The sequence below is a fragment of the Marinospirillum sp. genome (genome assembly GCF_044810985.1).
Classification (GTDB): domain Bacteria; phylum Pseudomonadota; class Gammaproteobacteria; order Pseudomonadales; family Halomonadaceae; genus Marinospirillum.
In genome coordinates, this window is record NZ_CP085242.1 from 2,901,719 (window position 1) to 2,915,111 (window position 13,393).

Annotated in this window: 13 protein-coding genes and 1 tRNA gene; 6 read left to right on the forward strand and 8 right to left on the reverse strand. The window is 53.4% G+C overall.

From position 1 onward, the window contains the following. Nucleotides 1–58 precede the first annotated feature (58 nt). A complete protein-coding gene (gene glpE / locus LG323_RS13710; protein WP_404417302.1) occupies nucleotides 59–373 on the forward strand; it encodes a thiosulfate sulfurtransferase GlpE in 315 nt (104 codons plus the stop codon). A gap of 9 nt (nucleotides 374–382) precedes the next feature. Here glpE and LG323_RS13715 read toward each other — a convergent pair whose 3' ends face one another. Continuing rightward, nucleotides 383–1,588, reverse strand: a complete 1,206-nt coding sequence (locus LG323_RS13715) for a flagellar assembly protein T N-terminal domain-containing protein (RefSeq protein WP_404417305.1) — start codon at nucleotides 1,586–1,588, stop codon at nucleotides 383–385. A 90-nt stretch (nucleotides 1,589–1,678) separates the two neighbouring features. Further along, nucleotides 1,679–2,263: an LPP20 family lipoprotein gene (locus LG323_RS13720; RefSeq protein WP_310695008.1), complete on the reverse strand. Its 585-nt coding sequence runs from the start codon at nucleotides 2,261–2,263 to the stop codon at nucleotides 1,679–1,681. Between the two features lie 143 nt (nucleotides 2,264–2,406). Between LG323_RS13720 and LG323_RS13725 the strand changes: the two genes are divergently transcribed. Continuing rightward, on the forward strand, nucleotides 2,407–3,519 hold the full coding sequence (locus LG323_RS13725) for a polynucleotide adenylyltransferase (RefSeq protein ID WP_404417308.1): 1,113 nt from the start codon (nucleotides 2,407–2,409) through the stop codon (nucleotides 3,517–3,519). Here LG323_RS13725 and folK read toward each other — a convergent pair whose 3' ends face one another. The 3 genes from folK to tsaD are packed head-to-tail and all read right to left on the reverse strand — an operon-like array spanning nucleotide 3,520 to nucleotide 5,478. Beyond that, a complete protein-coding gene (gene folK / locus LG323_RS13730; RefSeq protein WP_404417311.1) occupies nucleotides 3,520–4,044 on the reverse strand; it encodes a 2-amino-4-hydroxy-6-hydroxymethyldihydropteridine diphosphokinase in 525 nt (174 codons plus the stop codon). Then, a complete protein-coding gene (gene folB, locus LG323_RS13735; RefSeq protein WP_310695003.1) occupies nucleotides 4,041–4,421 on the reverse strand; it encodes a dihydroneopterin aldolase in 381 nt (126 codons plus the stop codon). The genes folK and folB overlap by 4 nt, the downstream gene beginning before the upstream one ends. Next, nucleotides 4,414–5,478 carry a tRNA (adenosine(37)-N6)-threonylcarbamoyltransferase complex transferase subunit TsaD gene (gene tsaD, locus LG323_RS13740; protein WP_404417314.1) on the reverse strand — a complete coding sequence of 355 codons (1,065 nt, stop codon included), beginning with the start codon at nucleotides 5,476–5,478 and terminating at the stop codon, nucleotides 4,414–4,416. Before tsaD ends, folB begins: the two co-directional genes overlap by 8 nt. Before the next feature lie 292 nt (nucleotides 5,479–5,770). On the opposite strand from tsaD, the gene rpsU reads away from it, so the two are divergent. From rpsU to LG323_RS13760, 4 genes are all read left to right on the forward strand, one after another. Further along, nucleotides 5,771–5,986, forward strand: coding sequence for a 30S ribosomal protein S21 (rpsU, locus tag LG323_RS13745; RefSeq protein ID WP_072325212.1), 216 nt, complete (start codon nucleotides 5,771–5,773; stop codon nucleotides 5,984–5,986). 112 nt (nucleotides 5,987–6,098) lie between these two features. Then, complete coding sequence (dnaG, locus tag LG323_RS13750) at nucleotides 6,099–7,907, forward strand: DNA primase (protein WP_404417318.1); 1,809 nt, start codon at nucleotides 6,099–6,101, stop codon at nucleotides 7,905–7,907. A gap of 106 nt (nucleotides 7,908–8,013) precedes the next feature. Then, entirely contained in the window at nucleotides 8,014–9,870 is a 1,857-nt protein-coding gene (gene rpoD, locus LG323_RS13755; RefSeq protein ID WP_404417321.1) for an RNA polymerase sigma factor RpoD, read from the forward strand. Nucleotides 9,871–9,947: 77 nt separating this feature from the next. Next, a tRNA-Ile gene (locus LG323_RS13760) sits at nucleotides 9,948–10,024 on the forward strand. Between the two features lie 18 nt (nucleotides 10,025–10,042). Here LG323_RS13760 and LG323_RS13765 read toward each other — a convergent pair. From LG323_RS13765 to LG323_RS13775, 3 genes are all read right to left on the reverse strand, one after another. Then, the gene (locus tag LG323_RS13765; protein WP_404417324.1) at nucleotides 10,043–10,921 is read right to left on the reverse strand and encodes a DMT family transporter; all 879 of its coding nucleotides are present in this window, start codon (nucleotides 10,919–10,921) and stop codon (nucleotides 10,043–10,045) included. Nucleotides 10,922–10,924: 3 nt separating this feature from the next. After that, complete coding sequence (locus LG323_RS13770) at nucleotides 10,925–11,872, reverse strand: p-hydroxyphenylacetate 3-hydroxylase reductase component (protein ID WP_404417327.1); 948 nt, start codon at nucleotides 11,870–11,872, stop codon at nucleotides 10,925–10,927. Nucleotides 11,873–11,959: 87 nt separating this feature from the next. Next, a complete protein-coding gene (locus LG323_RS13775; RefSeq protein ID WP_404417330.1) occupies nucleotides 11,960–13,129 on the reverse strand; it encodes a p-hydroxyphenylacetate 3-hydroxylase oxygenase component in 1,170 nt (389 codons plus the stop codon). Between the last annotated feature and the right edge of the window lie 264 nt (nucleotides 13,130–13,393).

The following is a 13,393-nucleotide window of genomic DNA, read 5'->3' on the forward strand; positions in this document are numbered from 1 at the left end:
CTACCTTTGCCAAGGTTTTGCTTATATACTGGCTGGATAACAGTTTGAGGAAGCTAGAATGACTTACAAAATAATCAACGCCAATGATGCCTGTGAGCTGCTTAAACAGGGCAAGGCAAAGTTCGTTGATATCCGTGATCCGCAAAGCTTTGATCAAGGTCGCATCAAAGGTGCCCTGCGCCTGGATAACAACAATGTCAGCCAGTTTGTGGGTGAGGAAACCAAAGACCAACCCCTGGTGGTATGTTGTTATCACGGCATGAGCAGCCAGAGTGCGGCCCAGTTCCTGGTTGATCAGGGGTTTAAAGAGGTTTACAGCCTGGAAGGTGGCTTTGAGTTCTGGAAAAGCTGCCAACCAGACTGGTGCGAATAAATTACCAGGTTACCAGGCGATAATCAGATCACCCTGCTGGATGTTGTACATTTCGGGCAGGGCTTCAACCCGACCCACCGCAAAACTGGGCTGGATTCTTTCCAGGCTCAAGGTCAGATCAACGGGCAGTAACTCGGTGTAAGGGCGCTGGGTGTGATCGTAGAAGGTGTTCTTGCGATAGACATTCAGCGTATCACCCGGTTGCAGACCGGCATCCGAGCCAGCATCAATATAAATATTCTGATTCTCCACCCGGGTGATCCGGGCCATGAAGGGCTGACAGCCAACCTGAACTCTCAGGTCGCTTACCATCTGCTCAATCAACTGATCAATTTTCTGACCGTAATCAATTTCCCAGAAGCGTGTGGAAGCAAAGCCGACCTTTTCCGTCCGGTTTTCTGTCCAATGCCCACTGGTGCTGTAGCTGCGGCTGGTCACCAGCTCACCGCTGAAACCATCATGAATAAAAAGATCAACACTGAAGTTCCGGGCAAAACGCTCGCCACGGTAGCGGGCACGTTCATAAAAACCACGCAGCGTTGAGCGCTCACTGGCCAGCTCCGGGTTTTCCAGGTCAAGGTTGCGTACCACGCCGGTCAGAACATATTGAGAACCGATGCGGGTGGCGGTATCGACAGCAGTGGTTAGAGTGCCCCGATCGCTGACCGAAGTGGGGATGCTGGAAGTATCCGAGTAAAGCTGAAAGCGCACCGCATCCAGTACCCGCATTTGATCCTGATCCTGAAGTCGGCGCAGGATTTCTTTGGGCAGCTTTTCATTGACATCGTGCAAGGCACCCATATTGGCGGACTGGGGATTTTCCAGAAAAAAGTTGCTGATGGCCAGGCTGCGTTTATAACCATTGGCATAGTTTCCGCCTTCGCAACGACCACTGCTTTCAACATTGGCTTTTACTTCAATAAAAAGGATGCCGTCCTTGACCTCTTCATTGAGAACCTGCATTTCACGGATACTGCTTTGTGTATCGATCGACAGCTGGTCTGCCTGCACTTCGCCACGATTCATGGCCTGATAGCCATTGACATGCAAGGCACCCTGAAAGCTGGCCTGACGCAAAGCATCGCGAATGGCGGCACGTCTTGCTGACACCAGATCCTGATGGTTGATGACAGAAGAGCCCGTGGCTTCCACCCAATAGGCTTGCACAGGAAAAGCCAGGAAAAAGAACAAGCTGAAGATGAGCGCTTTATACATAAACACGGTCCATGAAAGCTGAAACGGGAAGTGCCAAAGATGACACTTCCCGCCGGGAAAGTCTAACCCTAAGAGCCTATTCGCCCTGACTTAGTTCAGGTGATAGCGTGTTCTGGGTTGTGACTGAGTCACGGGCATGCGCTGACTGGGGTGCTCGCCATGAACAGAGTACTGGCTGCAGGCCGGGTCGGCAACGATGGATTCAGGTTTGACCATGCAGTGTTGATAGCGGGGTTCAAGAACCAGCTCCATACGGGTTTTGTAAGTGCCGTCTTTTTCCTGTGAAGTGGAAATCACCTTGGCACCACGAACCAGATTGTCGACATAGCCACGGATGTTATCATCACGTGTGGCCAGGTTTTGAACCGTGGTGTTGCCCTGAATGCGAGTACCGTAAACGCGTTCAGCCATGGCCCGGTAGGCATCCATTTTGGAAGCGCGCATGGCCAGGAGTTTGCGTTGTTGCTGGTTGGTCTGGATATCGGTAGTGCCACCAGCACCAAAGCCTTCAACCCTGATTACAACAGGGTCGAAAGAATGGGGAATGACTCTGTTGTTATTGTTCTCTTTTGCTGTTTCGCGTTCCTGCTGGTGTTCGTGATTGGTGGTTGCACAACCAGCGGTAAGGCCCAGGGTCAGCAAGAGGCAGCCTGTGAAAAGCGTTTTTTTAAGCATGTTATCTCCAGATCCTTTAGTGTCCGTAATTAATTCTAGTTGGATTTGCACCTGATGGATAGGTTTGCATCCCGATCATTTAGCGAGTTTGATATATTTTCGGCAGCACTTAGCAAATATTTAATCTTTTTTGGGGAAAGTGAATGCAAACCTATTTGGTTGGCGGGGCCGTTCGAGACAAACTTCTGGGCTTGCCCATCAAGGATCGGGACTGGGTGGTTGTAGGGGCGACTCCCGAACAGATGCAGGCCCTGGGGTTTCGGCCTGTCGGTAAGGACTTTCCGGTTTTTCTGCACCCTGAAACCCAGGAAGAATATGCCCTGGCCCGAACCGAGCGCAAACAGGGGCGGGGTTACAAGGGTTTTGCTCTCTGTGCCGATCCTTCGGTTACTCTGGAAGAAGACCTGGAACGTCGGGATCTGACGATTAATGCTCTGGCCGAAGATGAAGCGGGTCGGATTATTGATCCCTATGGAGGTCAGGCCGATTTGGAACAAAGATTATTAAAACCCGTTTCCGCTGCTTTTGGCGAAGATCCTTTACGGGTATTACGCACCGCACGTTTTGCTGCACGTTTTGCTGATCTGGGTTTCCAGGTGGCTGAGCAAACCCGGCATCTGATGCAAAAGCTGGTTATGGCGGGAGAAATGGCCTTTTTAACCCCGGAAAGGGTCTGGCTGGAAATGCAAAAAGCGCTGTATACCCCTCAGCCCGGCGTTTTCTTTGCTGTTCTGGAGCAGGCGGGGGCCCTGGAAGCTCTCTGGCCCGAGTTTGCCGGCTTCTGGCGAGTCCACCCGGAGTTGCCGGAAAGACTTCAGCAAGCAGCACACAAGGGGCTGCAGCCAGCCGAGCTTCTCGCCGTCATGCTGGTGGATGTCCCTGAAAAGGATTTACAGGCATTTCTAGCGCAGTTGAAGCTACCCAAGTCAGTGGTGCAGCAAGTGGAAAGCCTGCATGGGGCCAAGGAGCACTCAGGGTTACAGGCTGATGACCCGCAAGCAGTGTTGGCTCTGCTGGAAAAGCTGGATGCCTGGCGGCGCCCGGAATTGGCGATTAATACCTTGAAGTTGCTAGAATTTTTGGGGCTAACCCAGCAGCAGGGTTTACTTCAGACTTTGTTGGAAAGCTGCCGCAACCTGAAAGCAGCCGATCTGGTCGCGCAAGGCTTGAAGGGCCCGCAAGTCGGTGAGGCCTTGAGAGAAAAACGCCTGCAACTGCTGGAAAAAGAATTAGCGCAGCATCACCAGGCACACTAGTTAATCCGGGGCTTTCCAGGTGAAGTTGACGCGCTGCATCTTCTGCTCGGGATGCGCATGCTCCTGCCAGAGCTGGGCATAAGTACGGGAAGTTCCAGGAGCTCGATCATCCGGCACCAGTTCAGCCAGGGGCAAAAGCACAAAATCATGCTTCAGCAACTGCCGATAAGGCAATTCCACACCTTCAATCACGCCACTTTTATCGCCATGAGTAACCAGGTCTAGATCCAAGGCACGCACATAGATGCTTTTATCCTCCGGCAGTAGGTATTTGGCATCCCCTTCAATGGTCTTGAAAACCCGGTTCAACTCCCCCGGTGACAGGGAGGTGTAAAAACCGGCTATTAAATTGTAAAAGGGCGCACATTCTTTGACCTTGATGCCCACAGGCTGGGTTTCGTAAACTGCACTGAGGGTCAGCTTGCCAAAACGCTCTGCCAGCTCATCCAAAGCACGGCTGATCTGAAAATGACGATCGTGATTACTGCCCAGGCTGACCCAGGCAAAAACTGGGCAAGAGGTCATACTCGCAAGGCCTGAGCAGGAGTGTTTAAAGGGCGGGTGATCCTGACGCCGACACTGGTTGCCGAAGGAACGGCATCGGGTTTACGCAGGGTCAGAGTAACCTGGGAAGTATTGAACTCTTCCAGCAGCAGCTGTGCCAGTTTTTCCACCAGGGTTTCCAGCAAGTCGTGGTGTTGCGCCTGAGCAGTTGCAATCAGGCGTTGGCTGATGGCGGCATAATCCAGGGTCAGTTTCAAGTCTTCGCGGGCTGCTGCCGGGCGAATGTCGGTCATCAATTCCACATCCAGCTCCAGTTTTTGCTGGATGTTTTTTTCCCAATCAAGAACGCCAATGCTGGCCAGAAAACTCAGGTTATGAATAAAAACTGAATCAGTCACAGGTTGCAGCTCCCGAGGTGGTGAGTGGCTGGATGGAAGGCAGTTCCATCAGAGGCCAGCGGGGCCTCAAGGCAGGGGGTTGCTCCGCGTCCTTTTGTCCGGCAGCAAGGCGTAAGGCGCCGGCCAGGGCAATCATGGCACCATTGTCGGTACAGTACTGCAGAGCCGGATAGAAAACCTCACCCCCCATGCCTTGCAGGGTTTTTTCCAGGCGTTGGCGTAATTCGGTATTGGCGCTGACACCCCCGGCAATCACCAGACGCTGATAACCGGTTTGTTTGAGGGCGCGCTTGCATTTGATGACCAGCGTATCCACGACTGCATCCTGAAAGGCCCAGGCGACATCGGCCAGGTCCTGCTCACTCAGTTCTCCCTGGCTTTGCAGTTCCCGCACACAAGTCAGGGTATGAGTCTTTAATCCACTAAAACTGAAATCCAGGCCGGGGCGATTGGTCATGGGGCGAGGAAACCTGAAGCGCCCGGAATGACCCTGTTCGGCCAGCTTGGCCAGACGTGGCCCGCCTGGGTAACCCAGATCCAGAAGCTTGGCCGTCTTGTCAAAGGCTTCGCCGGCAGCATCGTCCAGGGATTCGCCCAGCAACTGGTATTCGCCGATGCCTTCCACCTGAATAAGCTGGGTGTGACCCCCGGAAACCAGCAGGGCGACGAAGGGAAACTCGGGCGGCCGCTCTTCCAGCAAGGGAGCCAGTAGATGGCCTTCCATGTGATGCACACCCAGAGCCGGAATCTCCAGCGCAAAGGCAAGAGAGCGAGCCAGACTGGCACCAGTCAACAGGGCGCCAATCAGCCCCGGGCCAGCCGTATAGGCCACTGCCTCCAGGTCAGTCAGCTCCTTCCCGGCCTGCTTCATCACCTGGCGCACCAGGGGGGTCAAGCGGCGCAGGTGATCACGCGAAGCCAGTTCCGGCACCACGCCACCATAGACTTCATGCAGCTCGACCTGACTGAAAAGCGCATCGGCCAGCAGGCCTTCTTGCGTTGAATAGAGGGCAACTCCTGTTTCATCGCAGGAGCTTTCAATTCCCAGAACCAGCATTAAGATATTCCGCTAAAGTCAGATAGTAAAAGGGCTAGCTTATGCAAGGTAGCCTGCTTGTCACTGGGTTCGACCTTCCAGGTCTCAACCAGTGCGCTTCGCTTTCCCTGCTACACTTGCGCAGACCACCTTGCCGCAAGCCCTGTAATAAGTTTGAGGCCGCCAGTATAAAGGAAGCCTCTTAGTATTTGCACTCCTGCCTTTCTGGGGATAAACTATCGTGCTTGCTGTCAACACTGTTAGCAGCAATAACTGAAAAACTTCAATCCTACCTTTTAAGGACGGTGATTTAATGCCTGCTGTTAAAGTCAAAGACAATGAGCCGTTTGATGTAGCACTGCGCCGCTTCAAGCGTTCTTGCGAAAAAGCCGGTGTACTGGCTGATGTGCGTCGTCGCGAGTTTTATGAAAAACCCACGGCTGAGCGCAAGCGCAAAAAAGCTGCTGCTGTCAAACGTCATCAGAAAAAACTTCAGCGCGAACAGCGTCGTTTCGAGCGTCTGTATTAAGCAGACGCCCTGCGATGCAGGTGTGCTGAGGTTGTCTTGACGCAAGGCAACGCCTAAAGCGGATCTTAGACTGACGTTTAAGGTCCGCTTTTTATTGTGAGTTAAGAATTTTATGGCCGGACGCATTCCCCGACAGTTTATCGATGACCTGACGGCCCGCAGTGATATTGTGGACGTGGTCTCCAGTCGCTTGACCCTGAAGAAAAAAGGCAAGGACTACTGGGGCCTGTGTCCTTTTCACAATGAAAAATCTCCCTCCTTTAGTGTTAGCTCCGACAAGCAGTTTTACTACTGCTTTGGTTGCGGAGCCTCCGGTAATGCGCTCAGTTTTCTCATGGAGCACGATCACCTGGATTTTGTTGAGGCTGTGGAAGCCCTGGCGCGAACCCAGGGTCTGGATGTGCCTCGTGAAGAAGGTATCCAGAGTTCAGCCAGCCAGCAGGAAGATCGGCGCCGCAAGGAAATGCAGGCCCAGCAGTATCGAGCCATGCAACTGGCCAGTGATTTTTACCAGAAACAACTCCAGCAGCCTGAAGGCCTGGCAGGCTTAACCTATCTCAAGGAAAAGCGCAGCCTTAGTGAAGGGGTGATTCAGACTTTTGCTCTGGGGGTCGCGCCCGATGCCTGGGATGCCTTGAAAAACCACCTGACTCAGTCCGGAATCACGGAAGCCCAGCAACTGGAACTGGGTTTGCTGGCCCAAAAGGAAGAAACCGGGCGGGTTTATGATCGTTTTCGCAACCGGGTGATGTTTCCGATTCGCAATGTCCAGGGGCAAGTAATTGCCTTTGGTGGTCGGGTTCTGGATGACGGCAAGCCCAAGTACCTCAACTCGCCGGAAACACCCCTCTTCCACAAGGGGCAGGAACTCTACGGTCTTTATGAAGTGCGTCAGCAGCGCGGACGCCTGGAGCGCCTGCTGGTGGTGGAGGGCTACATGGATGTGGTGGCCCTGGCCCAGCAGGGTATTCACTGGTCAGTGGCGACTCTGGGCACAGCCACCAGTGAAGATCATTTGAAACGGATTTTTCGTCTGGTTAATGAAGTGGTCTTTTGTTTTGATGGTGACAATGCCGGTCAGCAGGCTGCGCAAAGGGCGTTGGATAATGTCCTGCCGCTGATGGTGGATGGCCGTCATGCCCGTTTCTTGTTTTTACCCCAGGGCGAAGATCCGGACACCCTGGTGCGTAAAGAAGGGGCGGGTTTATTTGAGCAGAGAGTGAACCAGGCCTTGCCCTTGGGGGAGTTTCTGCTGCGGCATTTGCGCACAGGGTTGGACTTGAATCAGATTGATGGCCAAACCACGCTGGCTGAACTGGCGCGTCCCAAGCTGCAGCGATTACCCGAAGGGCTGTTGAAAAAACGTCTGCTGATCAGCCTGAGTCGTTTGACCGGTTTTGAAGAAGCCAGTCTGCTGCCCAGTGCTCAGCCTGCCCCTCAGGCAGTGAACCGGCCGCCGCCAGCCACCAGGCAGGCCATTGCCCGACAGGGGCAAACTACTTCTCCCATTGAGAAACTGTTTCGTTTGCTGGCGCGTTTTCCCGAGCTGGCCAGAGAAGTGCCCGAAGACCTGGATCTGTCCGGCATGGATGAGCCGCTGCTCAGAACCTTTTTGCCGGTTTTGAATTATCTGCGAAAAAATCCCGGCACAACACCCCAGGTACTGCTAGCCTATTGGACAGGAACGGAAGAAGGTGAAGCTCTGTGGCAGCGAGCAAGGCTGGCGCTGGAACTGAACAAGTCAGCAGTGGAAATGGAAATCCGGGATATCTGTAGTCGGTTAAAGGCACAACAGGGCGAAAAAAATCACGACCAACGCTACCGTGAACTCTTGAATGCCATGGAAGCAAGAGAACTGACCCACGAAGAGCATCAGGAATTGGCTGAGCTTATGAAACAGTTACCACCCAGCAACTGGTAAATGGACTTTGTTCTGCCAGTGTGCTAGTATTCCGCGCTTAATACTCGGCAGGCTACCATGTCTGTCAACTCATCCACGTTTCTTGCATAGCTGAAATAGGGGTTCTATGTCCGGGAACGCGCAGCAGCAATCTCGACTGAAAGAATTGATCGCCCGCGGTAAAGAGCAGGGTTACCTGACCTACGCGGAAGTCAATGACCACCTGCCTGAAGAGATCTCCGATCCTGATCAGGTAGAAGACATCATTCGCATGATTAACGATATGGGCATTCCCGTCAGCGAGGAAGCCCCGGACATGGAAACCCTGCTGATGACCGACGGTGATTCCACCGACGAGGCAGTAGCAGAAGAAGCCGTGGCCGCTTTGGCAGCTGTAGAAAGTGACGCTGGTCGCACCACCGACCCGGTGCGCATGTATATGCGCGAAATGGGAACCGTGGAATTGCTGACCCGTGAAGGCGAAATCGTCATTGCCAAGCGCATTGAAGAAGGTATTCGCGAAGTCATGCATGCCCTGGCTTATCTGCCGGGCACAGTGCAAAGCATCATTGATTCCTATGACCTGGTCATAGAAGCGGAAACAGGCCGTCTGACAGATGTGTTTGCCGGTTTCATTGATCCGGTTGAACATGCCGTACCGCCTGCAAAACCGACTCCTCCGCCACCACCGCCCAAGCCCAAAGCTGAAGCAGGCGATGATGATGGTGACAAGGATTCCTCTGATGACGATGAAGAAGAAGCCACCGTCAGCGGCCCGGATCCTGAAGAAGCCCGTATTCGTTTCACGTCCCTGCGCGAGCAGCTGGACAAGACCAACAAAGCTATCGACAAACACGGTTTCAAAAGCGAAAAGGCACAGAAAGAACTCAACCTGCTGGGCGAGCTTTTTGCACCCTTCAAGCTGTCCAACAAGCATTATGAACGCCTGGTCAGCCACGTTCGCGATGCCGTTGCCGATATCCGCAGCCAGGAACGCAGCATTATGAAGTTGAGCGTGGGCAAAGCCAAAATGCCCCGTGCCGACTTCATTGCCAGCTTTCCCGGTCAGGAAGCCGATCCGGCCTGGATTGACGAGATTCTGGCGAAAGATGACACCATCGCCAAAAAACTGCGTCCTTTCAAACTGGATATTCAGCGTGCACAAAGACGGATTCGTTCTTATGAAGAAAGTTTCCGGCTGCCTGTCACCGACCTGAAGGAAATCAATCGCCGTCTTTCCATTGGTGAAGCCAAAAGCCGCCGCGCCAAGAAAGAAATGGTGGAAGCCAACCTGCGTCTGGTTATTTCAATTGCCAAGAAATACACCAACCGCGGTCTGCAATTCCTGGATTTGATTCAGGAAGGCAACATCGGCCTGATGAAGGCCGTCGACAAGTTTGAATTCCGCCGTGGCTACAAGTTCTCGACCTATGCTACCTGGTGGATTCGCCAGGCGATTACCCGTTCCATTGCGGATCAGGCCCGAACCATTCGTATTCCGGTGCACATGATTGAAACCATCAACAAGATCAATCGTGTCCAGCGCCAGATGCTTCAGGAAATGGGGCGCGAGCCTTCCCCTGAAGAACTGGGTGAACGCCTGGAAATGCCGGAAGACAAGGTGCGCAAGGTTCTGAAAATCGCCAAGGAACCCATCTCCATGGAAACTCCAATTGGTGATGATGAAGACTCCCACCTGGGTGACTTTATCGAAGACACCAACCTGGAATCCCCCGTGGATTCGGCAACCGGTGAAGGCCTGGTGGAAGCCACGCGTGGTGTGCTGTCCGGCCTGACAGCCAGAGAGTCCAAGGTGTTGCGGATGCGTTTCGGTATCGACATGAATACCGATCACACCCTGGAAGAAGTGGGCAAACAATTTGACGTCACGCGTGAGCGGATTCGTCAGATTGAAGCCAAGGCACTGCGCAAGCTGCGCCACCCTTCCCGCTGTGACTCCCTGCGTTCCTTCCTGGACGAGTAGCAAAAACCCAGAAAGCCTTGATCCCTCAAGGCTTTCTGGTATGATTTCCCCCGCATCACGCAGCACCCCCTCCTTAAGGGCCCATAGCTCAGTTGGTCAGAGCAGTCGACTCATAATCGATTGGTCGTAGGTTCAAGTCCTACTGGGCCCACCAAATCTTTCCCAGGTAACTCTAACCCATTTCCCTAAGCCAGACTTTCAGGGCGGGCCAGCGGTTGACCAGTACCGCTGAAAAAATCAGGCTGCAGCCCAGCAGTTGGTAGAGGCTCATGCTTTCTGCAAACCAGAGGCTGGCAAGAAGTGCCGTCCAGATGGGTTCCAGAGTCATGATGATGGCGGTGTGGCTGGGCGGTGCCATGCTTTGTGCCCAGGTCTGTAATAAAAAACGTAGACTGGTTGCCAGTAGCAGGCTGGCCAGAAACCAGCCCCAGATGGCCGTGGGCTGATTGAAACTCCATTCCTCTGTTGCCAGTGAAACCAGGCCAGTGATCAGGCCGGTCACCAAAAGCTGTATGGCGGTGAGAGGCAAAGCCGAAATGGAAGCGGCAGCCCGGCTGTTGTAAATGAACATCAGCGCCAGAAAGAATGCAGCCAGTAAAAAGCTGATTTCACCCAGACCCAGATAAAAATCCTGATCCAGGGATAACAAGGCCAGCCCGGACAAGACCAGAGGCAAGGAAAGGTAGACCAGAGCAGGCGGTTTTTCTCCCCCGGTCAGGCGATTCAGCAGCGGTACGATGACGATGCCCAGGCTGGCCAGAAAAGCACCGACCCCCACATGCTGGGCAAACTTCAGACCCAAAATCCAGAAAATCATCGCCAGACCAAAAAAGCAGCCGACCTTGATGGCACTGGTCAGTTGCCTGAAGTTGAGCTGCCTTAAGGGTTGGATACAGAATAAAGCCAGCAGCAAGCCTGCCCCGGTAAAGCGCAGAGCAATGAAGAGCTGGGGCTGGAGGCCAGCGAGAGTTTCCTTGGAAAAAATCCAACCTGCTGCGGCAATCAGGGTGGTGAGTAGCAGCAGCAGATCGGCCTTGAGATGTTTAGACAAAACTCATTCTTTGTTTAAAAGAGAAAGCAGCACCTTCTTGAAAGTGGCAATTTCTTCAGAGCTGAAATCAGCAAACATTTTTTCCTGCTCCTGGCGGGACAGGGCCCATAAAGTGTCTGCCTGCTCCTGACCGGCTGCAGTGATGCTGTAGCCATCGTCAGCAAACTGTATCAGCCCCTTACGCTGCAGGATTTCCGCCGCATTGTCCACCTCAACTTCCGGCATATTGACTTCACGACGCAGTCCGGCATGAGTCAGGCTGGGTGTTTCCTGCAATACAATCAGCATCCGGGCTTCACTGGTGCGCAACCCTGTGGACAGCTGCAGAGGTGCATAATCCGCCTGATAGGCCCGTACGGCCTGCTGCATCAGGTAGTAGAGATTGTCACTCAGTCGATTCTTGAGGCGCTCGGTGGTTGCTGAATCCTCTTCTTTTTCCTTGTTGCTGGGAAAGCGGGAGTGAGGCATGACCACTGAATAGCTGCCTTGATGATAAACCAGGGGTGCCCGGCCCGTGTCTTCAAAAGCCACGACCTTGCCGACCAGAATCCAGTGATCGCCGCCATCCAGGGTTTCATAGCTTTCACACTGGAAACAGGCTGCTGTATCCGGAAGCAGGGGTGCATCCCCGAATCCCTTGGAGTAGTCCACATCAGCAAACTTATCATCACTGGGGCGGGCGAAATGGTTGGAGACATCGATCTGGTCGGCGGCCAAGATATTGACGGCAAAGTGGCTGGCTTTTTCAAACACGGCACAGCTGCCGGAATTTTTGCCGATGCTCCAGAGAATCAGGGGTGGGTCCAGAGAAACAGAGTTAAAACTGTTGGCGGTTACCCCTGCTTGTTGGCCATCGGGTGTGGTGGCGGTGATAACGGTAATGCCGGTGGCGAAATTGCCCAGGGCACGGCGGAAGGCTTTGGGATCAAATTCGGATGTTGGGTTACTCATGGCTGCACCTGAAGTAATGGAAATGGGCAGGAAAAAGGAAAAAAGGGCAGGCACCCCTGCAGATGCTTGCCCCTGGTCAAGCTGCGATCAGAGCAGAGAAGGGTCGGGTTCCAGGCCCAGGAGTTCACGTCCCAGAATCTGGGCACAGACATCATAGTCTGTATAGGCGTGCGCGGCGGTCATGTTGGATTCGTGCCACAAACGCTGGCTTTCACGGTCTTCATACCAGTTGGAAGCACCCATGACGGCCCAGAGGCGATTCACGGCTTCCACACACATCTTGATGGCATAAGCCTGGTTGGTGCGCCAGTGAGCCAGCACATAACGGGTGGGGTACTCGTGACGCTCACCGTATTCCTTGTGTTCCTGCCAGGTCTTTTCCAGGTAGGCACGGGCAGCGGCCACCTGTTGGTAGGACTCGGCAATACGCAGGATGGGGGGAATGGATTCACGCACGGCAGCACCTGTGTAGGCACGTACCCGGTTTTTGGTCAGCTCCTGGTAAACGTCAAGCATACGCTCAGCCACACCCAAGCTCATGGCGGCAAAGCCACAGGCAAAGTAGGGACGGTAAGGTGTATGGTAAATCTTACTGTCGGGGTAGAGATCACGCCCGGCATGACGCCCTTCCATCATATCCGCAGCGGCCTGAATGCGGTGTTCAGGCACAAACACGCCTTCAATACGAGCGGTCTTGGTGCCGCTGCCCTGCATGCCCACAGAGAACCAGTCATCAATGATGCTGAATTCACTGCGTGGAATTACCGCAAAGCTGTAAACCTTTTCACCGGACTCATTGGGGCGCAGGAAGCCGACAATAATCCAGTCAGCATGATCCACACCGGAGCTCCATTTCATGTCACCCGTGAAGATAATACCGCCTTCGGTTTCTTCATGCTTGCCAAAGGGCGCGATACTCGAAGAAGCCACAGCATCCGGGTTCTCGCCCCAGAATTCATCCTGGGCTTTTTTGTTATACATCGCCATCTGGTGGTTGTGAGTGCACAGCAGGCTGTAAGCCCAGGCGGTTGAGCAGCAGGCACCGGCCAGGGCAGCAATGCAATCGGTGAATTCAGGCAGGCTCATTTCCAGCCCGCCATAGGCTTTGGGCAGAAAAGCACGATTCATTCCGATGTCATTGAGCATCTTGATGTTTTCATCCGGTACCTTGCGCAGCTCAATGGCCTTGTTGGCATTGGCGCGAATGGCAGGGAGTATTTCCTGCAGTTTGTCGAGCATGGGATTGGCTTGTTTCATGGGAAGCTGGTCCTCTCTGTGTCTTTGTCAGTTGTTGTGCTTGGAGAGCGTTGCGGGTTGCTTGCTTCAACCTTATAAAATTATGGACAGAGATCCATTGAACCAGAAAGGTAATAAATGGTTTATTGCTGGTACTTTTCTGTTTATGGAAGCCTTTTGCAGGAGTGGATTGACAGCTGCTGGAGCTTTGGACTAGCATTAAAAGATACTTAACATGTTAAATAATACAGCCTCACCCTACCAACAACAACGAAGAAGGTGCTT